Below are 25,636 nucleotides of genomic sequence, written 5' to 3' on the forward strand. Positions count from 1 at the left end.
ATCAGCCGGCCGCTGTGCCGAGGCTGAGCAACTCGCGGGCGTGCGTGAGGGCGGCGTCCGAGTCGCTCAGCCCGGAGAGCAGCCGGGCCATCTCGGCCTCGCGCTCGGCGCCCTCCAGGCGGCGGACGCTCGAGGCCGTGACGCTGCCGTCGCTCTGCTTCTGCACGCTGAGATGGTTGGTGGCGAAGGCGGCGACCTGGGCGAGGTGCGTGACGGCGATGACCTGGGACGCCTGGGCGAGGCGGGCGAGGCGGCGACCGACCTCGATCGCCGCGGCGCCGCCGATTCCGGCATCCACCTCGTCGAAGACGAACGTCGGCACCGGGTCGGTGGCGGCGATGACGACCTCGATCGCGAGCATCACCCGGCTGAGCTCACCGCCTGAGGCGCCGCGGGCGATGGGGCGGGGCTCCGCTCCGGAGTGCGGCGCGAGCAGCACCGCGATGTCGTCTCGCCCGTGCACGCCCGCCCCGCCCGGGGTCACGTCGACCTCCAGCCGGGCATCCGGCATCGCGAGCGCGTGCAGCTCGTCCGTGACCGCCGAGGCCAGCCGTCCGGCGGCCTCCGTGCGGGCGTCGGTGAGCGCGGCCGCGCGGTCATCGAGGACGGATGCCGCGGCCTCCCGCTCGCCGGTCAGCCTCTCGATCCGGTCGTCGTCGTCGTCGAGTTCGGCCAGGCGCGCCGAGCCGGTCTCGAGCAGCGCGATCGCCGCATCCAGCGATCCGTGCGTGCGCACGAGCACGCCGAGCTGCGCGCGCCGGTCCTCGACGGCCGCAAGCTCGTGCGGGCCCGATTCGTCGAGGTCCGCAAGGTAGCCGCTGAGCTCCACGGCGATGTCAGCGGCCCGGTAGCCGAGCTCGGCCAGCTGCTCGGCGAGCGTCTGCAGGGCGGGATCGCCCGCGCGCTCGAGCAGCCGACGCGACTCACCGAGCAGCGCGGAGACATCCGGCGAGTCCTCTTCGCTGGAGAGCGCCTCCCTGGCCGCCGCCGCCGCCACCCGGAGCTCCTCGGCGTTCCCGAGGCGCTCCGCCCTTGCCTGAAGTGCCGCATCTTCGCCCGGCTCCGGTGCGACGTCTTCGATCTCTGCGATCGTCGCCCTCAGCCGCTCTGCCTCCGCCGCACGTGCGTCGCGCTCCTCCGTGAGGCACCTGAGTTCGTGGTCGATCCCTCTCCACGTCTCGTATGCCGTCCGATACTCGCGCAGGGCGTCGCGCACCGCCACGCCGCCGAACCGATCGAGGGCTTCGCGCTGCGCGGCGGCGGACCGCAGCCGCAGCTGGTCGGATTGCCCGTGCACCACGACCAGCTCGGTCGCCAACTCGGCGAGTACGCCGGCCGGCGCGGCTCGACCCCCGACGCTTGCGCGACTGCGTCCCTCGCTGGTCAGAGTGCGAGCGACGTACAGCTCGCCCCGACCGTTCCCGATCGGCTCGAGCTCTCCCCCGGCTTCACGCACGCGATCCGCGACAGGACCTTCGTCTCGCACGATCCAGACGCCCTCGACCGCGGCCTGTTCCGCGCCCGAGCGCACCGCACCGGAGTCGGCTCGCTGGCCGAGCAGAAGACCGAGGCCGGTGACCACCATCGTCTTGCCGGCGCCGGTCTCGCCCGTGATCGCCGTGAACCCGGGACCGATCGGGAGGACGGCCTCCGCGATCACGCCGAGATCGCGGAGGCGCATCTCCTCGATCACGCCGGCCCGTCCGGAGCATGGGATCCGCCGTTGCCGCCGGTCGCCGGAGTGTCGGCGGCAGTCGCCGGACCCCGCCATCCCTCCACGGGCAGCCGGAATTTGCGCACCAACCGGTCGGTGAAGGCGGCCGGGTGGAGGCGTGCCAAGCGCACCGGCAGCGTGGAGCGGCGCACCACGACGCGAGCGCCCGGTGGGAGATCGTGCGAGCGGCGGCCATCGCACCACAGGATGCCCGTGCCGTTCGTGCGCTCGAGCACCTCGATGGCCACGGAGGCCTCCGGCCCGACGACGAGCGGCTTCGCGAAGAGGGCGTGCGCCGAGAGGGGCACCACCGCGATCGCCTCGACGGTGGGCCAGATCACCGGGCCACCGGCGGAGAAGTTGTAGGCGGTCGAGCCCGTGGGAGTCGAGACGACGACACCGTCGCAGCCGAAGGTCGAGAGCGGGCGGCCATCGATCTCGATGACCACCTCGAGCATCCGCTCACGGCTGGCCTTCTCGACCGTCGCCTCGTTGAGCGCCCACGTCTCGTAGAGCACCTCGCCGTCGGCATCCTTGACCCGCACCGACAGCGCCAGGCGCTCCTCGACCCGATAGTCGCGCGAGATGACCCGGCGAACGGCGTCATCCATGTCGTCGCGCTCGATCTCGGCAAGGAACCCGACGTGACCCATGTTGATGCCGAGCACCGGCGCCGGGCCACCGCGCACGAGCTCGGCCGCCCGAAGGATGGTGCCATCGCCTCCGAGCACGATCGCGAGCTCGAGGTCGGACACCGTCACGTCATGGTCGAGGGTTTCGACCGGAGGAATGGTGCCCGTCGCGGTCGCCAGCTCTGCGAGGTCATCGGCCGCGAGCACCGGCCGTGCCCCGGCGGTGGTCAACGCGTCGATGACCCGTATAGCCGCCTCCACGGTGTCGTCCCGGCGCGCATGCGCCACGACGAGGATGTTCCGTTCGCCATCGGTCGTCACGCTGTCCGCCCCCCGTCCTCGCCCGCCAGTCGGTCCACCGTGCTCAACCATTCTGTCGGATTGGTCCCCCGCCCGGCCGCGATGTGCACGAGGTACTCCCGATTGCCGTGCGTTCCCGGCAGCGGGGAGGAGACAACGCCGAGGACGCCGAAACCCACATCCCATGCCGCCCACAGCACCGTGGCCACCGCGTCGGCGCGCAGGGCCGGGTCAGTGACCAGACCGCCCTTGACCGCCGTGCGCCCGACCTCGAACTGGGGCTTGATGAGCAGCGCGATGTCGGCGTCCGGCGCCGCCGCAGCGCGGACGGCCGGAAGGACGTGGGTGAGGGAGATGAAGGACAGGTCCCCGGTGACGATCATCGGGGCGGCGTCGATGCCACTCGCCTCGGCGAGGGACGCCGCAGTCATGTGCCGCACATTGAAGCCTTCGACGGAGATCACATCCGGGTCGGCGGCGACGGATGCCGCAAGCTGGCCGTGCCCGACATCGACGGCGATCACGGGACGGGCGCCTCGCTCCCGCAGCACCTGCGTGAACCCGCCGGTCGACGCGCCCAGGTCGAGCGCGACACGCCCGGCGACGTCGATCTCGAAGGTGTCGAGGGCGGCGATGAGCTTGTGCGCCGCCCGGCTGACGTAGTGATCGGATGCCGCCACGGCAAGGGCGGCGTCGTCCGCCACACGCGCGGAGGCCTTGATCACCGGCTGCCCGTCGACCGTCACGAGGCCGTTCGCGATGAGGGTCGCCGCGTGGGTGCGCGAGCGAGCCAGGCCTCGCGCAGCGAGCGCGGCGTCGAGCCGCTCCATCAAGCTCGTTCGTCCGAGGGGGCGGACTCGAGACGCTTCGCCAGCTCTTCATGAACGCTCGCATAGGCCGCCGCGCGCGCTCCCAGAGGCTGCGCCTCGATCACGCGCAGCCGGCTGACAAGCTCGGCCTCACCGCCGCGAGCGAGGTCGGCATCGCGAAGGTCCGTGATGGCGGCGGAGTTCTCGTGCTCGATGGAGTCGTCTGGCGTTGCGGGGGCGCTCACGCCCTCAGGATACGCGCCTACGGCCGGTGGAACGGGTCGGCGTACAGGCGTTCGGGCACACGGAAGCCGTAGATCGCCCTGCCGGAATGCCAGATCGCGTGTGCGCCGGCGCGCAGCAGGTCGACCTGCCGGTCGCCCTCCGAGACGATGTGGATGTCGGCGCCTTCTATGCGCACCGTCGCCCTACCGACGGTCACGCCGTTCCCGCGCACGACCGCCTCGGGGTATGGCTCGCTGAGTTCCCTCAGGTCGCCGAGGATGAACGTCGGCTGGGAGCCGGCCGGCGCGGCGAGCACCTGCTTGGGGCGGTCGATTCCCGTCAGGACGAGGGCCGACGGGATGCCTGCTCTGTTGGCGCCGAGGATGTCGGTGTCGAGGCGATCCCCGAGGAAGAGGGGCTGCTGCGCGCCGAAGCGCGCGACGGCCTCCTCGAAGATCGGTGTCTCCGGCTTGCCGGCCACCGTGGCGAGGCGTCCGACGGCGGTGTGCACCGCTGACACCAGCGTGCCGTTGCCCGGCGCGATGCCGCGCGCCTGCGGGATCGTCCAGTCCGTGTTGGTGGCGATCCACGGGATGCCGCCGTCCTCCTCCGGTAGCTTCAGCGCATACGCGGCCTCGGCGAGCTGCACCCACCCCACTTCTGGTGCGAATCCCTGGACCACGGCGGCGGGAGCGTCCTCGGCGCTCCTCGTGACGACGAAGCCCGCCTTCTCGACCTCGACGACCAACCCCTCACCACCGACGACGAGCACGGTGCTGCCCGGCGCGATCCGCGTCGCGAGCAGCCGCATGGCCGCCTGAGGGCTGGTGACGACGTCGTCGGGCTGCGCTTCGAGCCCGAGCTCGCGGAGGTGTCCGGCAACCGACGCATCGGTGCGCGAGGCGTTGTTCGTGATGTAGCCGAGGCGACGCGTCTGCCCAGCGGCGTTCAGGCTCTCGATCGCGTACGGCAGTGGACCCGGGCCTGCGTAGACCACGCCGTCGAGATCCGCGAGAACCGCGTCCACCCCGTCGAGCGGCGTCGCGGGCGAGCCGCGTCGCCCGAACAGCGCCATCAGGCGCGGTCCCCCGACTCGTCCTTGTTCTGCTCCGGCGACTCGAGCTGGTCCGACAACTTCGGCGGGTCCGACAACTCCTGCTCGTCCGGCGACTCCGGTTCGTCTGGCGACTCCGGTACGTCTGGCGACTCCGGCTCGTCGGCGACCGGAGCGCCCTCTGCGGCATCCGCTCCTCTGGTCGGTGCGTCGGAGAGTGACTCCTGGTCGGCCTCCTCGTCGCCGATCGGCTCCTCGAGGATCTCCTCGACGAGCACGAACTCGTCGGCACCCTGGAGCTCGTCGGTCGCACCGAGCGCCTCGGCGGCGATCTCCGCGCGGCGACGCCACTCGGCGGCCTCCTCGTTCCGGCCGAGCTCCTCGAGCACCGTCGCACGAGCGGCGAAAAGAGCCGGACTCCACTCGAACGCCCGGTCCGGATTGAGTTCGGGGATGTCGAGCTCGTGCAGCGAACGCTCCGGCTGACCGAGATCGAGGCGTGCGCCCGACATCGCGATCGCCAGTTCAACCCGCACGGCGGCGTCGAGCTTCGAGCGGTCCACGGCACGGCCGACCTCGAGCGCACGGTCGGGACGACCGACGCCTCGCTCGCTGTCGACCATGAGCGCGATCTGGTCGTCCTTGCCCGAGATCCGACGATACGTGCGCAGCTCTCGAAGGGCTAGCGCAAAGTCCCCCGTGGCGTACGCGGTGATTGCCAGCGTCTCGCGCACGACCGCGATGCGACCCGCACGCCGCGCTGCCGAAAGGGCGTGCTGGTGAGCCAGCGCGGGGTCCTCCTCGATCAGCGTGGACGCCATGGCCATATGCCGGGCGACCATCTCGGCGTTCTCCTTGCTGAGGGTCTTCAACTCGTTGCGGGCGCTGGGGTGCAGGTCCTGCGGGGTGACGTCGTCCGGAACGAATGGATCGTCGTGCCGGGGACGCACCGAGCGGATCTCGTCCTCACGAGGATCGCGCGCCGGTCGATCGCTTCCTCCGCGCTGAGACGAGTGCGTGCGCGCCCCACCGTCACGCGGCGGATAGCTCTTCCGCTGCCCATCACGCGGCGGATACGACTTCCGCTCACCATCACGCGGCGGATACGACTTCCGCTCACCATCACGCGGCGGATACGACTTCTTGTCGCCTTCGCGCTTCACGTAAGGTTTGCGTTCCCCCTGCCGGCCGGTGGCCGAGCTGCGGGGCGCATCGTTCCGTCGCGCGGCGCCGGAGCCCGACCGCGGAGACCGCTTCGCGTCGCGATCCTCGTTCTCCTCGACCATGGGGTCCCCTTCTTGCCGCGGCTCGTCGCGAGCACGGGATATGTGACTTAACGAAAAATGGCCACCCAGCTTTGGGTGGCCATTTCACGAAGAAGTCCGGCGGTGTCCTACTCTCCCACAGGGTCCCCCCTGCAGTACCATCGGCGCTGTGAGGCTTAGCTTCCGGGTTCGGAATGTAACCGGGCGTTTCCCTCACGCTATGGCCGCCGAAACACTATTGATGTTTCAATCGTTCAAAAGCATGGTTGCTGTCAGCGACAGCACGCAGCCGCAAAGGCTGCTCATGCGGCTCTCGACCGTACATCGAGAACCACTCAGTGGACGCAAGCACCTAGAAAGGTGATTATCAAATCATCGGCTTATTAGTACCGGTCAGCTACACGTGTTGCCACGCTTACACACCCGGCCTATCAACCCAGTAGTCTGGCTGGGAGCCTCTCGCCCGAAGGCATGGAAATCTCATCTTGAGGCCGGCTTCCCGCTTAGATGCTTTCAGCGGTTATCCATCCCGAACGTAGCTAATCAGCGGTGCTCCTGGCGGAACAACTGACACACCAGAGGTTCGTCCAACCCGGTCCTCTCGTACTAGGGTCAGATCCTCTCAAATTTCCTGCGCGCGCAGCGGATAGGGACCGAACTGTCTCACGACGTTCTAAACCCAGCTCGCGTACCGCTTTAATGGGCGAACAGCCCAACCCTTGGGACCTACTCCAGCCCCAGGATGCGACGAGCCGACATCGAGGTGCCAAACCATGCCGTCGATATGGACTCTTGGGCAAGATCAGCCTGTTATCCCCGAGGTACCTTTTATCCGTTGAGCGACAGCGCTTCCACAAGCCACTGCCGGATCACTAGTCCCGACTTTCGTCCCTGCTCGACTTGTCAGTCTCACAGTCAAGCTCCCTTGTGCACTTACACTCGACACCTGATTACCAACCAGGTTGAGGGAACCTTTGGGCGCCTCCGTTACTTTTTGGGAGGCAACCGCCCCAGTTAAACTACCCATCAGGCACTGTCCCTGAACCGGATTACGGTTCTAAGTTAGATATCCAGAGTGACCAGAGTGGTATTTCAACAATGACTCCACATGAACTGGCGTCCATGCTTCAAAGTCTCCCACCTATCCTACACAAGCCACACCGAACACCAATACCAAACTATAGTAAAGGTCACGGGGTCTTTCCGTCCTGCTGCGCGTAACGAGCATCTTTACTCGTAATGCAATTTCGCCGAGTTCGCGGTTGAGACAGTTGGGAAGTCGTTACGCCATTCGTGCAGGTCGGAACTTACCCGACAAGGAATTTCGCTACCTTAGGATGGTTATAGTTACCACCGCCGTTTACTGGGGCTTAAATTCTCAGCTTCGCCTTGCGGCTAACCGGTCCTCTTAACCTTCCAGCACCGGGCAGGCGTCAGTCCGTATACATCGTCTTGCGACTTGGCACGGACCTGTGTTTTTAGTAAACAGTCGCTACCCACTAGTCTCTGCGGCCTCCAAACGCTTTCGGAGCAAGTCCTAATACGTCGAAGGCCCCCCTTCTCCCGAAGTTACGGGGGCATTTTGCCGAGTTCCTTAACCACGATTCTCTCGATCTCCTTGGTATTCTCTACCTGACCACCTGAGTCGGTTTGGGGTACGGGCGGCTTGAACCTCGCGTCGATGCTTTTCTTGGCAGCATAGGATCACCCACTTTTTATCCGCATCGTGTCTCAGCCTGCATGAGTGACGGATTTGCCTATCACTCGGCCTACGCACTTGCACCAGGACAACCATCGCCTGGCTTGGGCTACCTTCCTGCGTCACACCTGTTAATACGCTAACCGCCTCAGCATAGGGTCGTGTGCTAGGCCCAACGCTTCACCCCGAAGGGATCCGTCAGTGGGATTCAGACACTTAGCATTACTGGATTGGTTTGGGCGGTTCTTCGCCGGTACGGGAATATCAACCCGTTGTCCATCGACTACGCCTGTCGGCCTCGCCTTAGGTCCCGACTTACCCAGGGAAGATTAGCTTGACCCTGGAACCCTTGGTCTTTCGGAGGACGTGTTTCTCACACGTCTTTCGCTACTCATGCCTGCATTCTCACTCGTGTGGCCTCCACGGCTGGTTCACACCGCCGCTTCGCTGGCCACACGACGCTCTCCTACCCATCAATACGGCTGGACCACGAAGGCCTACCAATAATATCAATGCCACAACTTCGGTGGCGTGCTTGAGCCCCGTTACATTGTCGGCGCGGAATCACTTGACCAGTGAGCTATTACGCACTCTTTCAAGGGTGGCTGCTTCTAAGCCAACCTCCTGGTTGTCTAAGCAACTCCACATCCTTTCCCACTTAGCACGCGCTTTGGGACCTTAGTTGGTGGTCTGGGTTGTTTCCCTCTCGACTATGAAGCTTATCCCCCACAGTCTCACTGCTGCGCTCTCACTTACCGGCATTCGGAGTTTGGCTGACGTCAGTAACCTTTTAGGGCCCATCGGCCATCCAGTAGCTCTACCTCCGGCAAGAAACACGCAACGCTGCACCTAAATGCATTTCGGAGAGAACCAGCTATCACGAAGTTTGATTGGCCTTTCACCCCTATCCACAGCTCATCCCCTCAGTTTTCAACCTAAGTGGGTTCGGTCCTCCACGACGTCTTACCGTCGCTTCAACCTGGCCATGGATAGATCACTTCGCTTCGGGTCTAGGACATGCGACTGAATCGCCCTATTCAGACTCGCTTTCGCTACGGCTACCCCACTCGGGTTAACCTCGCCACATATCGCTAACTCGCAGGCTCATTCTTCAAAAGGCACGCTGTCACCCCTACTAAGGAGGCTCCAACGGTTTGTAAGCAAACGGTTTCAGGTACTATTTCACTCCCCTCCCGGGGTACTTTTCACCTTTCCCTCACGGTACTTGTCCGCTATCGGTCATCTGGGAGTATTTAGGCTTATCAGGTGGTCCTGACGGATTCACACGGGATTTCTCGGGCCCCGTGCTACTTGGGATACTCTTCGCGCTGTGAGAGACATTTCGACTACGGGGTTTGCACCCTCTGTGACTGGCCTTTCAATGCCATTCGTCTATATCTTCACATCACGCCGGCTGCTCGGCAGAGCAGCCTGAAAAGTCCCACAACCCCGAATATGCAACTCCTGCCGGATATCACACATACTCGGTTTAGCCTGTTCCGGTTTCGCTCGCCACTACTAACGGAATCGCGGTTGCTTTCTCTTCCTGTGGGTACTGAGATGTTTCACTTCCCCACGTTCCCTCTACCCGCCCTATATATTCAGGCGGGAGTCACTGGGTCGGCACGCCGCCCAGCGGGGTTTCCCCATTCGGAAATCCTCGGATCAAGGTGTGCTTATCCACTCCCCGAGGCTTATCGCAGATTGCTACGTCCTTCTTCGGCTCCAGATGCCAAGGCATCCACCGTTTGCTCTTAAAGATTTGAAATCACATGAGTTTCGTCAGAATCGGTCCGGACCGAAGTCCGGAATTGAAATTGACTAATGATCTATAAAGATCATCTATGTGAAATGATCCCGAAGGATCATCTCAAAGATGCTCGCGTCCACTGTGTAGTTCTCAAAGTACGGGCGGTACCTTCTCCGCATGCCGTATACCGGCAGACAGGAAAAGGTCCTGAGTTTCGTCTGTGCCGGCCCGTGGGCCAGCGCATCCGGTCCCTCAGGACCCAACAGCGTGCATGTGCCGGCCATCCCGACCCAAACCTTTCCAGCTGCAAGCAGCGTACTGAGTTCGGGAAGTTCCGATCGGCACCTAGTCAAATGTTCCACCCATGAGCTACCAGTCGAGAACGTGTGTCTCGAATCTGGCGCCTGAACACTCCGAAGAGTGCCAGATGCTCCTTAGAAAGGAGGTGATCCAGCCGCACCTTCCGGTACGGCTACCTTGTTACGACTTAGTCCTAATTACCGATCCCACCTTCGACGGCTCCCTCCACAAGGGTTGGGCCACCGGCTTCAGGTGTTACCGACTTTCATGACTTGACGGGCGGTGTGTACAAGACCCGGGAACGTATTCACCGCAGCGTTGCTGATCTGCGATTACTAGCGACTCCGACTTCATGAGGTCGAGTTGCAGACCTCAATCCGAACTGGGACCGGCTTTTTGGGATTCGCTCCACCTTACGGTATTGCAGCCCTTTGTACCGGCCATTGTAGCATGCGTGAAGCCCAAGACATAAGGGGCATGATGATTTGACGTCATCCCCACCTTCCTCCGAGTTGACCCCGGCAGTATCCCATGAGTTCCCACCATTACGTGCTGGCAACATAGAACGAGGGTTGCGCTCGTTGCGGGACTTAACCCAACATCTCACGACACGAGCTGACGACAACCATGCACCACCTGTTTACGAGTGTCCAAAGAGTTGACCATTTCTGGCCCGTTCTCGTATATGTCAAGCCTTGGTAAGGTTCTTCGCGTTGCATCGAATTAATCCGCATGCTCCGCCGCTTGTGCGGGTCCCCGTCAATTCCTTTGAGTTTTAGCCTTGCGGCCGTACTCCCCAGGCGGGGAACTTAATGCGTTAGCTGCGTCACGGAATCCGTGGAATGGACCCCACAACTAGTTCCCAACGTTTACGGGGTGGACTACCAGGGTATCTAAGCCTGTTTGCTCCCCACCCTTTCGCTCCTCAGCGTCAGTTACGGCCCAGAGATCTGCCTTCGCCATCGGTGTTCCTCCTGATATCTGCGCATTCCACCGCTACACCAGGAATTCCAATCTCCCCTACCGCACTCTAGTCTGCCCGTACCCACTGCAGGCCCGAGGTTGAGCCTCGGGTTTTCACAGCAGACGCGACAAACCGCCTACGAGCTCTTTACGCCCAATAATTCCGGATAACGCTTGCGCCCTACGTATTACCGCGGCTGCTGGCACGTAGTTAGCCGGCGCTTTTTCTGCAAGTACCGTCACTTTCGCTTCTTCCTTGCTAAAAGAGGTTTACAACCCGAAGGCCGTCGTCCCTCACGCGGCGTTGCTGCATCAGGCTTGCGCCCATTGTGCAATATTCCCCACTGCTGCCTCCCGTAGGAGTCTGGGCCGTGTCTCAGTCCCAGTGTGGCCGGTCACCCTCTCAGGCCGGCTACCCGTCGACGCCTTGGTGAGCCATTACCTCACCAACTAGCTGATAGGCCGCGAGCTCATCCCTGACCGAAGTTCTTTCCAGCTGCTGAAGATGCCTTCGCAGCTCGTATCCGGTATTAGCAGCTGTTTCCAGCTGTTATCCCAGAGTCAGGGGCAGATTGCTCACGTGTTACTCACCCGTTCGCCACTGATCAGGAGAGCAAGCTCTCCTTCACCGTTCGACTTGCATGTGTTAAGCACGCCGCCAGCGTTCATCCTGAGCCAGGATCAAACTCTCCGTAAAGAATTTTTGCTGCGACTGAACCGGAATGGGTTCGGCCGAGCGAGTTTGATCTGACGATCGGATGTCATTACTGACATATCCGTTTAATCTCAAAAGAATCTCATCGATCAGCAGAGCTGATCGCGAGGTTTTTTGGCATTTGACAAGTGCACGCTGTTGAGTTCTCAAGGATCGGATGCTCCTGCTGCTCAGCCTCTCGGCCTCGCCCGCAGGGCAACTTCTCTATCTTATTCATCGTGATCCGCGTGTCAAATCGGCGCTTTTCGACGTGAAGTCGTTCGCAGCTGTCAGTGACGGCGTCTCACCAAGCTAGATCGTGTACCTCGCGTTCCTGGCGTATCAACCGGGCCGCCGGGGCAACTTCTCTATCTTATCTCACTCGCTCTGCTTGTCAAGTCGGGCTGTCCGTGACTGTTTCAACGTCACCGGCCAGCACTCTTCGACAGCTTCGAGGAGTGGGAACCTCCATCTTAGACCCGAAGGTCGCGACACTCAATGAGTGTGTTTCAGATGGGGGGTGGTTCTCCGCTTGAGGGGGGTCAGGCTCTCGGCCTCTCCGCTTCCCTGTGGGGCGAACAAGTAATAAGTTACGTCGGTTCCGCGCATCGGGCAAATCCTGGCCGTCGCCCGGGCGTGTCGCACCGAGCGCCAGTGAGGAGAACCGCCGGTCATACGCCGTATTCGCCCTTCCGTCGGGTGTGCCCGCGGACGCTGCCCTCCCCTGTGGGCAGCAGACCGCGCCGAGCTCAGAGAGGTCGACGACATGTTCTTCGGCAACGCGCGCACGCTCGAGCTGCACGTCGTCACATGCCAGTGGTGGCCGCAGCTCGCGTCGGCCCGCAAGGTGCCGTTCTTCACGATCGCCGACGCGATCGCCCGTGCCTACAACGGCTGCCGCTCCTGTCTGCCCCACCGCCGACAATGGATGAGGAGCAGCGCCGGCTGGAGCAGCGCCGGCTGGGTCAGCGCCGGCTGAGGCCGAGCGCCTCGGCCCCCACGCGCAGATCGGCGACGAGCGCATCGAACGCGGCCGATCGATCGGCATCCGCACGCAGCCGCAGGATCGACGACGGGTGCACTGTCACCAGCGCCTGCCGACCCCTCGCGGGCTGCAGTCTTCCGCGCTCGCCTCCGATGGCAACGGTGCGGTCGAACACGGCGCGTGCGGCGGTCGCTCCGAGGCAGACGATCAGGTCTGGATCCACGGCATCCAGCTCCGCTTCCAGCCACGGGGCACACGCGACGATGTGGGCGACGCCGGGCTTGCTGTGGATACGGCGCTTACCTCGTTCCTCGAATCTGAAGTGCTTGACGGCATTGGTGACGTAGATCTCGTCCCTCGCGATGCCCGCGGCCTGAAGAGCACGGTCAAGGACCGCGCCCGCCGGACCGACGAACGGCTCGCCGCTCAGGTCTTCGCGGTCACCCGGCTGCTCGCCCACCAGCATCATCCGGGCGGACGGGCTCCCGTCGCCGAACACGGCCTGCGTTGCCGGCCTCCAGAGCTCGCATCCGCGACAGGACTGCACGGCGTTGCGCAGCTCACCGAGGTCCGCGCCGCGAGGCACCCACTTCTCCGCCCCTAGTCGCTCCTCCGCTGTCATGCGGGAAGAGTAGCCACGCCGCCGATCACCGGTGCAGGGGATGGCGGCCGACGCGCGGGGCGCGTATCGTCCGCTCCAGCTGGATGGCGACCGCCACCACCACGGTGAGCAGGCCCCATGCGGCGCAGGCCGGTGGCAGCACGAAGTAGCCGAGATGCGCTGGCGTCCATTCATCGGTCAGCGCCCCGACCGTGACGACGCCCCACACGAGCGCCCCGCCGAGCAGCAGCGGAAGCGACGCCCACCATGACCAGCGGATCCATCCGGGCAGACGGCGGCGGATCCGGTTCACGGAGCTGCGCGCGAGGCTGACCCCAGCCCAGACGGCGAGGATGGCGAGCCCCGCTGCGCTGGACCCGTGCTGCAGCCACTTGACCCCCACGAACGGGCCCCACGGCTCTGCGAGCGCAGGGATCGCCGACACGCCCCACCGGCCTTCATGGGTGAACAGGTCCCAGACGATGTGCGAGACGACGCCGATCGCGAGCGACGCGAGGAGCAGGAACACGCCACGCCACGACGGGAAGGTCTCCTTGACGGCGGTTCGCCACCCTGCGTCCCACTCGGTGGGAAGTCGAGACGCCAGCCATCCGGGCACCAGCTCCCGAGTCGCCGGACGCAGCACGCACCGCCAGAGGAGCAGCAGCACGAGCGCGATGACAATGGTCAGCGGAATCCAAGCGAGATCGTGCGTGACCGCGTACCGCGGAAGCACCCCGCGCACGAACAGCGGGAGGTCGGGCGTCATCGCTCCGATCGCGATCGCGGCCGGCACCAGCGGTGTCCGTACGAAGGGCAGCGCGACGACGGCGTGACTGGGAGTGAACGGCATGGCGCTTCGCCTAGCCGGCGGGCGGGGTTTCCGTCATGCGCGCACGAAGACGCCGCCGAGCGTCTTCTTGCCGCGCCGCAGCACTGAAACGCCACCGGGAAGGGAGCCCTGCACGACGGCGGACTCGTTCTCCACCTTCACGCCGTCGAGAGAGACTCCGCCCTGACCGAGCGCGCGTCGTGCCTCGCTCAGGCTGGCGACGAGCCGGGTCTCCACGAGTGCCTGGACGACGGGCGTGCCGGCCGGGAGTTCGGCATGCGGCAGTTCGCGGAGCGCGCTTGCAAGGGTGGCCGCGTCTATGGAGCGCAGGTCACCTTGGCCGAAAAGGGCCTCGGATGCCGCGATCGCCGCGTTCGCGGCATCCGCTCCGTGCACCAGGCTCGTGACCTCGGCGGCGATGCGCTTCTGACCGATCCGTCTGAACGGCTCCGCGGCGTGCTCCGCCGCGATCGCCTCGATCTGGGCGCGCGTGAGGAAGGTGAAGACCTTGAGGCGATCGACGACGTCGGCGTCATCGGTGTTGAGCCAGAACTGGTACATCGCGTAGGGGCTGGTCAGCGCCGGATCCAGCCAGATCGCGTTGCCCTCGCTCTTGCCGAACTTTCGCCCGTCGCTGTTCGTGATCAGCGGCGTGCCGATGGCGTGGACGCTCTTCCCCTCGGCGCGGTGGATGAGGTCGACCCCGCTCGTGAGGTTGCCCCACTGGTCGCTGCCCCCGGTCTGCAGCACACAGCCGTACTGCAGGAACAGCTCACGGTAGTCGAGGCCCTGGAGGATCTGGTAGCTGAACTCGGTGTAGCTGATGCCTTCGTCCGAATTCAGTCGCGCGCTGACGGCCTCCTTCTTCAGCATGGTGCCGACGCGGTAGTGCTTGCCGATCTCGCGCAGGAAGTCGATCGCCGACAGCGGCGCCGTCCAGTCGAGGTTGTTCACCATCCGCGCGGCGTTCTCGCCGTCGAAACTCAGGAACCGCTGCACCTGCTCCTGCAGGTACCCGACCCACTCGGCAACGGTCTCCTTCGTGTTGAGCGCGCGCTCCGATGTCGGTCGTGGGTCGCCGATCAGGCCGGTCGAGCCACCCACGAGTCCCAGCGGCTTGTGCCCCGCCAACTGCAGCCGACGCATGGTGAGCAGCTGCACGAGGTTGCCGAGGTGGAGACTGGGGGCGGTCGGGTCGAAGCCGCAGTAGTACACGATCGGCGGACCGGCGAGCAGCGCGCGGAGAGCCTGCTGGTCGGTCGAGACGTGCACGAGGCCTCGCCAGACGAGCTCGTCCCAGACATTCTCGAAGGACGGATCGACTGCGGGCGGCGCGGGATCGGCGGACACAGACACTCCGTCAGGCTATCAGCGGGCGCTCGTGACCTCTTTCCGCCCGTGAGGCCGGCTCGCGATAAGCTCGGAGACATATCTATGACTTGATGAAGCCTGAAGGCTTCAATAGAATAAGCCTCCAGCAATAATGCTTATGGAATTAGGCGTACAGCATAATGGAGGACGGATGTTCGTTATCACCGCGGATCAGCGGGCCAGCCGCACCAACCGTGATCTCGTTCCCGCCGCGCTCGCGGATGTCGACCGGCTCGCCGGCAGTCGCCTCGCGGCGCCCGCCGAGCGTACCGTGGGGGACGAGATCCAGCTGGCGACGACCGACGCGGATGCTGCCCTGCAGATCGCACTCCATCTGGTGCGCGCGCAGGAATGGAGCGTCGGAGTGGGAGCCGGTGCCATCGAAGCGCCCCTCTCCACCCACGTCCGGGAAGGGCGAGGCGACGCCTTCCTGCACGCGCGCACGGCCGTCGAACGCGCGAAGAAATCCCAGCAGCGCCTCGCCGTCGAAGCCGACGACCGTGTCGCAGGCGGTGACGCGGAAGCCCTCATCCGGCTGCTCATCGAACTGCGCGATCGCCGGACACCTCAGGGGTGGGAAGTCGCCGATCTGCTGAGCCGGGGAATGACGCAGAAGAGGGCCGCCACGGTGCTCGGCATCACCCCCACCGCGGTGAGCCTGCGCGCCAACGCCGCCGGGCTGCGTACCGACGAAGCGGCGATTCCCGCCCTGGGGCGGGTGCTCGCCCGCCTCGACGGGGGTGCGTGACAGACTGTGCGGATGCCGGCGCTGTTCCCCGAGGCGATCTCCATCGCCATCCTCTCGATCTTCCTGTTTCTCGCGATGTGCGCGGCGCTGGTGCTCATCGTGCTGAGCATGCGCAGGCCCGCGACGCTGCCCCTTGTCGTGGCCGCCGGACTGGTCGTGTCGGCTCTCGTCCTCGTCTCGGTCGCGCCCCTCAACGTGCCTATTCTCATGGGCATGGTCATCGCACTGCTCGGCACCGCGGTAGGCGTGCTGGGCGGGAACCCGATCACTCGGCGGGTGCTCGAGATCGCAACGCACGGCCGTGTGCGCGACGGGGTGAACGGTGGAATCATCCTGGATGCCGAGGCGGCGGGCACCGCCATCACCGAGCCGTCCGCGGCCGGCGCCGAGGTGATGCGAGGCGGCACGACCATCGGCTACCTGGAACGCCTCGCCGTCGTGGTGGCGCTCATCGCGGGCTATCCAGAGGCGATCGCGATCCTCGTCGCCATCAAGGGTGTCGGGCGGTTCTCCGAACTCGCCGCCGCCGAGGCGAGGGAGCGCTTCATCATCGGCACCCTGTCGAGCCTGCTGTGGGCGTGCATCGTCGGGGCTCTCGTGCGACTGGCGATCTGGTGAACGACCTTCGCTCCGGAGCGACCGAATGAGCACTCGGATGAGCGCGGAGTCCGACGCCGAAGAGACCCTCGGAGGTCTCGTGCAGCGCTATGTCGCGGAGCAGTGCGGCGTGATCCTGGAGAACTGGGAGCCCCTCGGTCGCAGGGAGGCGGAGTCGGTGCACCCCGCCCGGGTGGCCGTCCGTCGCCTGCGCGCGACCCTGCGCACCTTCGGGCGGGTCTACGACGCGCGGGCCGCGGAGGAGTTCGCCGCCGAGCTGCGGTGGTGGGGCCTCGTGCTCGGCGGGGTGCGGGATCTGCAGGTGCTCGGGGAGCGCTTCGCCCCGGACGAGGACCCACGGACCCCGCGTGGCCGGGTCGAACTGTACCTCGCTGCCGAGATCGCGCGGGAACTGGACTCGGCGTGGCGGGCGATGTCGGACGCGATGACCAGCGAGCGCGCCACCCGGCTGTACGACGCGGTCGGCCGGTGGCATCGTTCTCCGCCTTTCGCGGACGATGCCGACCGCCGGCCCGAACGCGCGAGGAAGCGAGTGAAGAAGGCCGACGCGAAGCTCCGCAAGCGGCTCGAGCGCGTTCGGGAAGCGGCCGCGGCGGGCGACCCACGGGCAGCCGATCTGCTTCACTCCGCTCGCAAGACCGCGAAACGCCACCGCTACGCGCTGGAGCTCGCCGCACCGGTGCTCGGCGCCGGCGCGGACGAAGAGATCGAGCGTCGGCGCGAGCTGCAGGATGCCTTCGGGGAACAACAGGACGCCGTCGTCGCGGCCGAGTTCCTCGAGGGCCGGAACGTGGCCGGCGAACCACCAGAGGTCGCCTTCGCACTGGGAGAGCTGACGGAGGCCACGCGCCGACAGGCCCACGACGTGCGAGGACCGCTCGCCGCGGTGCGGGGCTGATTCGGTCGCCTAGAGTCCGAGGGTGTGGGCGGCGGCCTGCACCCGGGCGATCAAGTCGGCTCGCTGCTCCGCCACCCGCTCCGGTGCGGTCCCTCCGGCCCCGGTGCGGCTGGCCACCGAACCCTCGATGGTGAGCACCGATCGGACGTCGGGTGACAGTTCGGGCGAGACGGAGGCGAGCATGTCGTCGCTGACCTCGTCCAGTTCGATCCCGCGCTCTTCGCAGAGCCGCACGAGCGATCCCGAGATCTCGTGCGCGTCCCGGAAGGGGACCCCCCGCTTCACCAGCCATTCGGCGACGTCCGTGGCGAGCGAGAACCCCTGCGGTGCGAGCTCGGCCATCCGGTTCGTGTCGAAGCGCAGAGTGGCCACCATGCCGGCGAATGCCGGAAGCACCAGTTCGAGCGTCGCCACCGAGTCGAACACCGGCTCCTTGTCCTCCTGCAGATCGCGGTTATAGGCGAGCGGCAGCGCCTTCAGTGTGGCGAGCAACCCGGTGAGATTGCCGATGAGGCGACCGGCCTTGCCACGGGCCAGCTCGGCGATATCAGGATTCTTCTTCTGCGGCATGATGCTCGATCCGGTCGAATACCCGTCGTCGAGCGTGACGAATCCGAATTCGCGCGTGTTCCACAGGATGATCTCCTCGGCGAACCGGGAGATGTCGATGCCGATCATCGCCGCGATGAAGGCGAACTCGGCGACGACGTCGCGCGACGAGGTGCCGTCGATCGAATTCTCGGCCGGGCGCGCCATCCCGAGCTCGCGGGCGACCAGTGCCGGATCGAGGCCGAGGGTGGAGCCGGCAAGGGCTCCTCCGCCGTACGGCGAGACGACCGCACGCGCCTGCCAATCCCGCAGGCGTTCCAGGTCACGCACGAGCGGCCACGCGTGCGCCTGCAGATGGTGTGCCAGTGTCACCGGCTGGGCGTGCTGCAGGTGCGTGCGGCCGGGCATGATGGCGTTCTCGTGGGCTTCGGCCTGCGCGACGATCGCGTCGACGACGCGCAGGATGTCGCGGGCGATCGGGCGCGAATGATCGAGCAGATACATGCGCACGAGTGTCGCGATCTGGTCGTTGCGACTGCGGCCGGCGCGGAGCTTGCCGCCGAGCTCGGGACCGACGACCGCGATGAGCGCCTGTTCGAGGGCACCGTGCACGTCTTCGTCGGCCGGACCGGGGCGCAGCGTTCCGTCGGTGATGCCACGCGCCAGCACGTCGAGGCCCTCGTGCATGGCACGCTCCTCCTCGGCCGTGAGGTAGCCGGCAGCGGCGAGGGCCTTTGCGTGAGCGTGCGATCCGGCTATGTCATACAGCGCGAGCACCCAGTCGAAGTGCGTGGAGCGGCTCAGCGCGGCGAGCTCCGGTGAGGGCCCACCCACGAAGCGGGCGCCCCAGAGTGCCCCCTCGTTGGTGGTCGCGTCGCTGGAAGAATCGTCGTCGGTCATGGCGTTTCCAGACTATCGGGGACGGCGAATCGCACGATGCGGTCGAAGGCCCACTCGACCGGTCCACGGCCGACGAGAAGTGCCCATGCGGTGCACAGCACGATCGTCCACAGCGTGAACGGCCAGAACGGCTCCAGCGCGCGGAACGCGCTGAGCTTGCTCTCCCCCGGCGCCGGCGCCGGCTGCAGCAGCGCCCATGCGATCAGCTGGGCGGAGTAGGCGGTGAGCGCCATCGCGCCGACGGCGCGCAGAGGAAGCACCACCCAGGTGAGCGGCGTAGAGGTCACGAGCACGCACAGTCCGAGGATCGCGATGGCGAATCCACCGGAGCCGACGACCTCGGCCACGCCGCTCGAGTGCGCGTCGGAGTTGGTCACGAACGCCCACAGCGACTCGCGCTCACCGGCCCGGGCGCCGGCCGTCGCGGCGCCGATGGCGTACCCGACCAGGGCGAGTGCGGAGCCTACGCCGAGCAGCGCCGCGGCTGTCCGCGGGCGGGAGAAGGGGAGCCGCGCCACCCCTAGCCCGGCCACGACGAACGCGCTCCACACCAGGAACGGGTAGTGGCCGCCGATCGCCGCGTCGATCAGCCAGCCTTGCGGCGTCGCCCACAGCGACCATCCGGCGACCACGAACTGCACGAACGGCATCGTGGCGGCGAGCGCCGCAGCGAGCGCGAACAGCCACGCGGCCGGAAGCCGGAGCAGCGGAAGCACGAGGAGGAAGAGCACGGCGTAGGCCGGCAGGATGACCAGCACCGGAACCTCGAGGGAGATGAGGGCGATCCCGAGCAGCCAGACCAGCACCGCCCGCACGGCGAGGCGACTCCGCGCGAGCGAGAGTTCCGGGCCGGCGAACGGGGTGGTTCGTCCGGTCACGAGCCCGACCGAGACGCCGGCGAGCGTTGCGAACAGAATCGAAGACCGCCCGTTCACCACGTCGTGCCAGGTGGAGGCATCCGTCCACTCGAACGGCGGAATCGACACCAGGTGCGCGGCGAACATGCCGATCACCGCGAGCCCTCGCGCCAGGTCGACCCCCGGCACCCGGCGATGGCCGTTCAGCCGCTCCCAGCGGGAGGCGACGTACGAGCGTCTCGTCTCGGTGCGCTCACTCAACGACCGGGGACCCTAGCCCTGTCGCAGCAACCACACAAGCAGCGCCTTCTGGGCATGCAGCCGGTTCTCGGCCTCGTCCCACACGACGCTCTGCGGACCATCGATCACTTCTGCATCGACCTCGTAGCCGCGGTCAGCCGGAAGGCAGTGGATGAAGATCGCACCCGGTCGCGCAAGCGACATCAGCTCCTGCGTCACCTTGTACTGCCCGAGGTCGCGCAGCCGCGCGAGCTTCTCCTCCTCCTTGCCCATCGACACCCAGGTGTCGGTCACGACCACATCGGCGCCCGATGCCGCCTCGAGGCCGTCGGTGTACAGCGTGACGGAGCCTCCGGTCGTCCGGGCGATGGCATCCGCATCCGCTATGACGTCCTCCCGCGGCGCGTACGACTCGGGTGAGGCGACGCGCACATGCATCCCGGCAGTGACGCACGCGAGCACGTAGGAGTGCGCCATGTTGCTGCGACCGTCTCCGAAGAAGGCGAGCGTGAGGCCTTTCAGCTCGCCCTTGTGCTCGCGGATGGTGAGCAGATCCGCCAGCAGCTGGCAGGGGTGGAAGTCGTCCGACAGCGCGTTCACCACCGGCACGCGCGTGCCGGCCGCCATCTCTTCGAGGCCGGCCTGCGCGTACGTGCGCCAGACGATGGCGGCGACCTGGCGCTCGAGCACCCGGGCGGTGTCGGCCGGGGTCTCCTTTCCGCCCAGCTGGCTGTTCGCGGTCGAGATGATGAGCGGCGAACCACCCAGATCGGCGATGCCCACCGCGAAGGAGACGCGGGTGCGTGTCGAGGACTTGTCGAAGATCACGGCGACGGTCTGAGGGCCGGCGAGGCTCTTGTCGGCCCAGCGGTCTTTTTTGAGCTCGATCGCGAGGTCGAGGATCTCGGCCTGTTCGGCGGGGTTCAGGTCGTCGTCGCGCAGTAGGTGACGGGTCACGCCGAGACCTCCTGCGCGGCGGGATGGTCGAGCAGGAGCGCTTCGGATGCCGTCGCCAGAGCCGCCGCGAAGAGCTCCGTGAACTGGGCGATCTCCGCGTCGCCGATGATGAGCGCCGGCGCCAGCCGGATCGTGCTGTCGTTGGCGGCGTTGACGATGAGGCCGTGCTGCTGGGCGGCGGCCACGACCGCGCCCGCCACGGGATGCGCGAGTCCGACGCCGATCAGGAGGCCCGCACCGCGGGTCCCCTCGACGAGCGGAGAGCCGATGCCCGCCACCGCTTCGCGAACCTGGTTGCCACGGAGCGCCGCGTTGCGGACCAGTCCCGCGCGTTCGATCTCCGTGAGAACGGCTCCGGCCACGGCCGTGCCGAGTGCGTTCCCCCCGAAGGTCGAGCCGTGCGAGCCGGGATAGAAGAGGTCGCTGGCGGCGCCGAAGGTGATCAGCGCGCCGATCGGGAACCCACCGCCGATGCCCTTCGCGACGGTGATCGCGTCGGGGGTGATCCCCGCGTGCTGGTAGGCGAACCATGCCCCGGTGCGCCCGGCGCCGGTCTGGATCTCGTCGATGATCAGCAACGCCCCGTGCCGCTCCGTCAGTTCGCGCGCCGCTCGCAGGTATCCATCCGGCAGCGGGATGACGCCGGCCTCGCCCTGGATGGGTTCGAGGAACAGCGCGGCCACGCGATCATCCATCGCTTCTTCGAGCGCTTCGAGGCTGACCGGGATGTGCTCGACGCCGGGCACCATCGGCAGGAACGACTCCTGCATCGCCGGCTTGCCGGTGAGCGCGAGCGTTCCCATCGTGCGGCCGTGGAAGGCGTTCTCGAGGGTCAGGATGCGCGTGCGGCCGGTGTCCTTGCCGTGCAGGCGCGCGAGCTTGAACGCCGCCTCGTTCGCCTCGGCGCCGGAGTTGCCGAAGTACACCCGACCCGAATCGCCCGTGCCGGCGAGCCGCTTGAGCCGGGCGGCGAGCTCGAGCTGCGGCTTCGTGGCGAAGTAGTTGGAGACGTGAGCGAGCGTTGCGGCCTGCTCGGCGATCGCCTCGACGAACGCAGGGTGGGCGTGCCCGAGCGAGTTGACGGCGATGCCGGCGAGGAAGTCCAGGTACCGACGGCCGTCCTCGTCCCACAGATACGCGCCGCTCCCGCGGGCGAACAGTGCCATACGGGGACCGAAGCTGCGGACGAGGTCGCGGCCCGCGGCATCCTGCCATGTCGTTGACCCGAAGGAATCGGTCACTTCGCCACCACCTCTGTTCCTATTCCGTTGTCTGTGAAGAGCTCGACGAGCACCGAGTGCGGCACCCGTCCGTCGATGATCGCGGCCGTCTCGACACCGCCCTCGACGGCGTCGAGACACGCCTGCATCTTGGGGATCATCCCCGACTCGAGCCTGGGCAGCATGGCGCGCAGCTGCGCGCTCGTCAGGTGCGAGACCAGCGAATCGCGGTTCGGCCAGTTCGCGTAGAGGCCCGGCACATCCGTGAGCACCACCAGCTTGGTCGCCTTCAGGGCGACCGCGAGTGCGGCGGCCGCGGCATCCGCATTGACGTTGAGTGAGTGCCCCGGACGATCGAGATCGGGGGCGATGCTGGACACCACGGGGATGCGGCCCGCGGCCAGATGATCGTGCACGGGGGTCGGGTCGACCTCCACGACATCGCCGACGCGACCGAGGTCCTGCTCGACGCCGTCGATCACCACTCCCCTGCGGCGACCGCCGAAGAGCCCCGCGTCCTCCCCGCTCAGGCCGGTCGCGTGGGGGCCGTGCGAGTTGATCTTGGCGACCAGCTGCGGGTTGATCTGACCCGTCAGCACCATGCGCACGACGCTGATCGCCTCGGTGCTGGTCACGCGGTAGCCGCCCTTGAACTCGCTCGGGATCGCCAGGCGATCGAGCATGTTCGAGATCTGCGGCCCGCCGCCGTGGACGACGACCGGCAGCACGCCGACGTAGCGCAGGTAGGCGATGTCTTCGGCGAAGGCGTCCTGCAGCTCCTCGCTGACCATCGCGTTCCCGCCGTACTTGATGACGATGATCTGGTTGTGGAAGCGCTTGAGCCACGGCAGCGATTCGACGAGCGTCTTCGCCTTCGCCGCGGCCTCTTCCGGGCTCGTGTTCTGGATGTCGGTCATGACGCGTAGGCGCTGTTCTCGTGCACGTAGTCGTGGGTGAGGTCGTTGGTGAGGATCGTCGCGGATGCGTCGCCGACCTTCAGGTCGATGACGATGCTGGTCGCCCGAGGGGTCAGGTCGACCTCTTCGCGCGGGCGATCAGGACCGCCGGAGCTGCAGACCCGCACACCGTTCATCTCGACATCCACGTCGTAGGGGTCAAAGAGCGCCGTCGTGGTGCCGATGGCGGCGAGCACGCGGCCCCAGTTCGGGTCGTTCCCGAAGATGGCGGCCTTGAAGAGGTTGTTGCGCGCGACGGAGCGGCCCACTTCGACGGCTTCTTCTTCGGATGCCGCGTGCACGACCTGGATGGAGATGTCATGGCTCGCGCCCTCGGCGTCACCCTGCAGCTGCCTCGCGAGGTCGCTGCAGATCGCCGTCAACCCGGCGCGGAAGGCCGCGGCATCCGGTGTGACACCGCTCGCCCCGCTCACCATCAGCGTGACCTGGTCGTTGGTCGACATGCAGCCGTCCGAGTCGAGGCGGTCGAAGCTCACGCGCGTCGCCGCACGGAGGTGCGCGTCCGCCTCGGACGAGGTGAGCACCGCGTCGGTCGTGAGAACGACGAGCATCGTCGCGAGCCCGGGCGCAAGCATCCCGGCGCCCTTCGCCATGCCGCCGATGCTCCAGCCGTCCGCCTGGTAGGTCGCGGTCTTCTGCACCGAGTCGGTCGTCATGATGGCGTTCGCCGCATCCGGCCCGCCCTCCGGGTTCAGCCGCGCGATGCCCTGCTCGACGCCGGCGAGCACCTTGTCGCGGAAGACCTGGTCGCCCGTGCCGATCAGCCCCGTCGAGCAGACCAGGATGTCGCCGGCCCCGACGCCGAGCAGCTCGGCGGCGCGCTCCGCCGTCTGGTGCGTCGTCTGGAATCCGAACGACCCGGTGAAGCAGTTGGCGCCGCCGGAGTTCAAGACGATGGCTTCCACAACCCCGTCGCGGATGACCTGCTCGGACCAGAGGATCGGGTTCGCCTTGGCCCTGTTGCTGGTGAAGACGGCGGCGCCTGTCTTGAGCGGGCCGCGGTTGACGATCACGGCGACATCCGGTTTGCCGGTGCTCTTGAGGCCGACCGCGACGCCGGCCGCTTCGAAGCCCTGGGGAGCGGTGACGCTCATGGTGCCACCCCGTTCACACTGAGTGCGCGGCCCTCGGGAAGGCCGAGCGCGATGTTCATCGATTGGATGGCGGCGCCCGCCGTGCCCTTGGTGAGGTTGTCGACGGCGGCGATCACCACGACCCGGCCGGCGGCGCGGTCGACGGCGAGGCCGAGAAGAGCCGTGTTGGCGCCGATCACATCCGCCGTGCGCGGGAACTGGCCCTCGGGCAGGAGCTGGACGAACGTCTCGCCGCCGTAGGCGGATTCCCAGGCGGCCCGGATCTCGGCATCCGTCGCGCCCGACGCGATGGGTGCGGAGCTGGTCGCGAGGATCCCCCGTGCCATCGGAACGATGATCGGGGTGAAGGAGATGCGGATGCCGTCTGCCGGTCCCCCGGCGGCGACCAGCGCCTGCCGGATCTCGGGGATGTGCCGGTGGGTGCCGCCGACGCCGTACGGGTTGGCCGATCCGAGGATCTCGCTGCCCAGGAGGTGTGGTTTCAGGCTCTTGCCCGCGCCGCTCGGACCGACGGCGAGCACCGTCACGATGTCGGAGGGATCGATCACTCCCGCCGCGACGCCCGGGGCGAGGCTGAGCGCGACCGTGCTCGCGTTGCAGCCGGGTGCGGCGATGCGCGTGGCACCGACAAGGCGCTTCCGCTGCCTGCCGTTCGCAGGACCGACCGGAAGCTCTGGCACACCGTAGGTCCAGGGGTCGGAGAACTCGCCGCCGTAGAAGCGATCCCACTCGGCGGTCGATTCGAGGCGGTGATCCGCCCCGCAGTCGATCACGAGGGGTGTGTCCGCGAGCGCTTCGGTGAACTGGCCCGACTGCCCGTGGGGCAGCGCCAGGAAGACGATGTCGTGGCCCGCGAGGGTGTCCGGCGTCGTGTCCTGCAGCGTCAGATGGGCGAGCGAGCGCAGGTGCGGCTGGTGCGCGACGAGCGGCTGGCCCGCGTTGGAGTGCGCGGTGACGGTGCGGATCTCGATGTCGGGATGATCGGCGAGGAGGCGGAGGATCTCGCCACCCGCATAGCCGGATGCGCCGGAGACGGCGACCGAGTACGTCATGGTTTCTACCTTATGGTCAGGAGTGCGGAGGCCGGGGACGGCGACACCGGCTGCTCGACCCGGGCGAAACCGGGGAGCGCGGGGTCGCCTACGGTCGGCGGTCGCTCTGACGACGGCGCGCGGGAGCGACGCTCGCGAGGAGCGTCGCGGGAAGCTGCGCGGCCGAAGGCATGCCGCGACCATAGCCGCCGGTGGGCCGGCTCCGCAAATCGAGGGCGGGACGTGCCACGGTCGCCGAGCCTGTCGAGGCGTCGGCCCCCACCCGGTCGCCGAGCCTGTCGAGGCGTCGCCCCTCCGACCCTTCGACAAGCTCAGGGACCTATCCCTACGCT

The 25,636-nt window shown here is 66.6% G+C and carries 20 protein-coding genes and 3 rRNA genes; 4 read left to right on the plus strand and 19 right to left on the minus strand.

The features are described 5' to 3' along the window. Position 1 precedes the first annotated feature (1 nt). The 9 genes from recN to ACPW96_RS05200 form a co-directional block, all read right to left on the minus strand. Positions 2-1,693, minus strand: a complete 1,692-nt coding sequence (gene recN, locus ACPW96_RS05160; RefSeq protein ID WP_425882262.1) for a DNA repair protein RecN — start codon at positions 1,691-1,693, stop codon at positions 2-4. Continuing rightward, on the minus strand, positions 1,690-2,718 hold the full coding sequence (locus ACPW96_RS05165; RefSeq protein ID WP_425882263.1) for an NAD kinase: 1,029 nt from the start codon (positions 2,716-2,718) through the stop codon (positions 1,690-1,692). Before ACPW96_RS05165 ends, recN begins: the two co-directional genes overlap by 4 nt. Continuing rightward, entirely contained in the window at positions 2,664-3,476 is an 813-nt protein-coding gene (locus tag ACPW96_RS05170; RefSeq protein ID WP_425882264.1) for a TlyA family RNA methyltransferase, read from the minus strand. Before ACPW96_RS05170 ends, ACPW96_RS05165 begins: the two co-directional genes overlap by 55 nt. Beyond that, positions 3,476-3,700 (minus strand): hypothetical protein, encoded by a 225-nt coding sequence (locus ACPW96_RS05175; RefSeq protein ID WP_425882265.1) that lies wholly within the window; start codon positions 3,698-3,700, stop codon positions 3,476-3,478. Before ACPW96_RS05175 ends, ACPW96_RS05170 begins: the two co-directional genes overlap by 1 nt. 17 nt (positions 3,701-3,717) lie before the next feature. Then, positions 3,718-4,755 (minus strand): HAD-IIA family hydrolase, encoded by a 1,038-nt coding sequence (locus ACPW96_RS05180; RefSeq protein WP_425882266.1) that lies wholly within the window; start codon positions 4,753-4,755, stop codon positions 3,718-3,720. After that, positions 4,755-5,684 (minus strand): Replicase polyprotein 1ab, encoded by a 930-nt coding sequence (locus ACPW96_RS05185; RefSeq protein WP_425882267.1) that lies wholly within the window; start codon positions 5,682-5,684, stop codon positions 4,755-4,757. The genes ACPW96_RS05180 and ACPW96_RS05185 overlap by 1 nt, the downstream gene beginning before the upstream one ends. 430 nt (positions 5,685-6,114) lie before the next feature. Beyond that, a 5S ribosomal RNA gene (gene rrf, locus ACPW96_RS05190) occupies positions 6,115-6,231 on the minus strand. A gap of 131 nt (positions 6,232-6,362) precedes the next feature. Continuing rightward, a 23S ribosomal RNA gene (locus tag ACPW96_RS05195) occupies positions 6,363-9,466 on the minus strand. A 420-nt stretch (positions 9,467-9,886) separates the two neighbouring features. After that, positions 9,887-11,408: ribosomal RNA gene (locus ACPW96_RS05200) — 16S ribosomal RNA — on the minus strand. Together the 16S, 23S and 5S rRNA genes form the textbook arrangement of a ribosomal RNA operon. 763 nt (positions 11,409-12,171) lie before the next feature. On the opposite strand from ACPW96_RS05200, the gene ACPW96_RS05205 reads away from it, so the two are divergent. Continuing rightward, positions 12,172-12,384, plus strand: a complete 213-nt coding sequence (locus ACPW96_RS05205) for a hypothetical protein (protein WP_425882268.1) — start codon at positions 12,172-12,174, stop codon at positions 12,382-12,384. Here ACPW96_RS05205 and ACPW96_RS05210 read toward each other — a convergent pair. Genes ACPW96_RS05210 through tyrS form a run of 3 tightly spaced genes read right to left on the minus strand, consistent with a single transcriptional unit; the run spans position 12,371 to position 15,179 of the window. Next, complete coding sequence (locus tag ACPW96_RS05210; protein WP_425882269.1) at positions 12,371-13,012, minus strand: UdgX family uracil-DNA binding protein; 642 nt, start codon at positions 13,010-13,012, stop codon at positions 12,371-12,373. The two genes, ACPW96_RS05205 and ACPW96_RS05210, sit on opposite strands and share 14 nt — an antisense overlap. Before the next feature lie 25 nt (positions 13,013-13,037). Then, positions 13,038-13,844 carry a DUF4184 family protein gene (locus ACPW96_RS05215; RefSeq protein WP_425882270.1) on the minus strand — a complete coding sequence of 269 codons (807 nt, stop codon included), beginning with the start codon at positions 13,842-13,844 and terminating at the stop codon, positions 13,038-13,040. A 33-nt stretch (positions 13,845-13,877) separates the two neighbouring features. After that, positions 13,878-15,179 (minus strand): tyrosine--tRNA ligase, encoded by a 1,302-nt coding sequence (gene tyrS, locus ACPW96_RS05220; RefSeq protein ID WP_425817670.1) that lies wholly within the window; start codon positions 15,177-15,179, stop codon positions 13,878-13,880. Between the two features lie 166 nt (positions 15,180-15,345). Here tyrS and ACPW96_RS05225 point away from each other — a divergent pair, with 166 nt between their 5' ends. The 3 genes from ACPW96_RS05225 to ACPW96_RS05235 are packed head-to-tail and all read left to right on the plus strand — an operon-like array spanning position 15,346 to position 17,458. Beyond that, the gene (locus ACPW96_RS05225) at positions 15,346-15,942 is read left to right on the plus strand and encodes a DNA-binding protein (RefSeq protein WP_425817668.1); all 597 of its coding nucleotides are present in this window, start codon (positions 15,346-15,348) and stop codon (positions 15,940-15,942) included. Positions 15,943-15,954: 12 nt separating this feature from the next. Continuing rightward, positions 15,955-16,560, plus strand: coding sequence for a hypothetical protein (locus tag ACPW96_RS05230; protein WP_425817666.1), 606 nt, complete (start codon positions 15,955-15,957; stop codon positions 16,558-16,560). A gap of 37 nt (positions 16,561-16,597) precedes the next feature. Continuing rightward, complete coding sequence (locus ACPW96_RS05235) at positions 16,598-17,458, plus strand: CHAD domain-containing protein (RefSeq protein ID WP_425882271.1); 861 nt, start codon at positions 16,598-16,600, stop codon at positions 17,456-17,458. A 9-nt stretch (positions 17,459-17,467) separates the two neighbouring features. On the opposite strand, the gene argH is transcribed toward ACPW96_RS05235, so the two are convergent. The 7 genes from argH to argC are packed head-to-tail and all read right to left on the minus strand — an operon-like array spanning position 17,468 to position 25,304. Next, a complete protein-coding gene (argH, locus tag ACPW96_RS05240; protein ID WP_425817662.1) occupies positions 17,468-18,907 on the minus strand; it encodes an argininosuccinate lyase in 1,440 nt (479 codons plus the stop codon). Further along, entirely contained in the window at positions 18,904-20,025 is a 1,122-nt protein-coding gene (locus tag ACPW96_RS05245) for a heparan-alpha-glucosaminide N-acetyltransferase domain-containing protein (RefSeq protein ID WP_425882272.1), read from the minus strand. Before ACPW96_RS05245 ends, argH begins: the two co-directional genes overlap by 4 nt. 12 nt (positions 20,026-20,037) lie before the next feature. Next, positions 20,038-20,961, minus strand: a complete 924-nt coding sequence (gene argF / locus ACPW96_RS05250; RefSeq protein ID WP_425882273.1) for an ornithine carbamoyltransferase — start codon at positions 20,959-20,961, stop codon at positions 20,038-20,040. Continuing rightward, the gene (locus ACPW96_RS05255; protein WP_425882274.1) at positions 20,958-22,202 is read right to left on the minus strand and encodes an acetylornithine transaminase; all 1,245 of its coding nucleotides are present in this window, start codon (positions 22,200-22,202) and stop codon (positions 20,958-20,960) included. The genes argF and ACPW96_RS05255 overlap by 4 nt, the downstream gene beginning before the upstream one ends. Continuing rightward, a complete protein-coding gene (gene argB / locus ACPW96_RS05260) occupies positions 22,199-23,098 on the minus strand; it encodes an acetylglutamate kinase (protein WP_425882275.1) in 900 nt (299 codons plus the stop codon). The genes ACPW96_RS05255 and argB overlap by 4 nt, the downstream gene beginning before the upstream one ends. Further along, complete coding sequence (gene argJ, locus ACPW96_RS05265) at positions 23,095-24,252, minus strand: bifunctional glutamate N-acetyltransferase/amino-acid acetyltransferase ArgJ (protein WP_425882276.1); 1,158 nt, start codon at positions 24,250-24,252, stop codon at positions 23,095-23,097. Before argJ ends, argB begins: the two co-directional genes overlap by 4 nt. Then, a complete protein-coding gene (gene argC, locus ACPW96_RS05270; protein WP_425817650.1) occupies positions 24,249-25,304 on the minus strand; it encodes an N-acetyl-gamma-glutamyl-phosphate reductase in 1,056 nt (351 codons plus the stop codon). The genes argJ and argC overlap by 4 nt, the downstream gene beginning before the upstream one ends. Positions 25,305-25,636: the final 332 nt, after the last annotated feature.

Source organism: Micromonospora sp. DT81.3, from assembly GCF_049847225.1.
Classification (GTDB): domain Bacteria; phylum Actinomycetota; class Actinomycetes; order Actinomycetales; family Microbacteriaceae; genus Microbacterium.

Bases quoted from the DNA above. Each gene is read 5' to 3' on its own strand.
- ACPW96_RS05165 (WP_425882263.1), bottom strand. From the start codon at position 2,718: ATGGTTGAGCACGGTGGACCGACTGGCGGGCGAGGACGGGGGGCGGAC.
- ACPW96_RS05170 (WP_425882264.1), bottom strand. From the start codon at position 3,476: ATGGAGCGGCTCGACGCCGCGCTCGCTGCGCGAGGCCTGGCTCGCTCG.
- ACPW96_RS05180 (WP_425882266.1), bottom strand. From the start codon at position 4,755: ATGGCGCTGTTCGGGCGACGCGGCTCGCCCGCGACGCCGCTCGACGGG.
- ACPW96_RS05205 (WP_425882268.1), top strand. From the start codon at position 12,172: ATGTTCTTCGGCAACGCGCGCACGCTCGAGCTGCACGTCGTCACATGC.
- ACPW96_RS05210 (WP_425882269.1), bottom strand. From the start codon at position 13,012: ATGACAGCGGAGGAGCGACTAGGGGCGGAGAAGTGGGTGCCTCGCGGC.
- ACPW96_RS05215 (WP_425882270.1), bottom strand. From the start codon at position 13,844: ATGCCGTTCACTCCCAGTCACGCCGTCGTCGCGCTGCCCTTCGTACGG.
- ACPW96_RS05225 (WP_425817668.1), top strand. From the start codon at position 15,346: ATGTTCGTTATCACCGCGGATCAGCGGGCCAGCCGCACCAACCGTGAT.
- ACPW96_RS05230 (WP_425817666.1), top strand. From the start codon at position 15,955: ATGCCGGCGCTGTTCCCCGAGGCGATCTCCATCGCCATCCTCTCGATC.
- ACPW96_RS05235 (WP_425882271.1), top strand. From the start codon at position 16,598: ATGAGCGCGGAGTCCGACGCCGAAGAGACCCTCGGAGGTCTCGTGCAG.
- argH (WP_425817662.1), bottom strand. From the start codon at position 18,907: ATGACCGACGACGATTCTTCCAGCGACGCGACCACCAACGAGGGGGCA.
- argB (WP_425882275.1), bottom strand. From the start codon at position 23,098: ATGACCGACATCCAGAACACGAGCCCGGAAGAGGCCGCGGCGAAGGCG.
- argJ (WP_425882276.1), bottom strand. From the start codon at position 24,252: ATGAGCGTCACCGCTCCCCAGGGCTTCGAAGCGGCCGGCGTCGCGGTC.
- argC (WP_425817650.1), bottom strand. From the start codon at position 25,304: ATGACGTACTCGGTCGCCGTCTCCGGCGCATCCGGCTATGCGGGTGGC.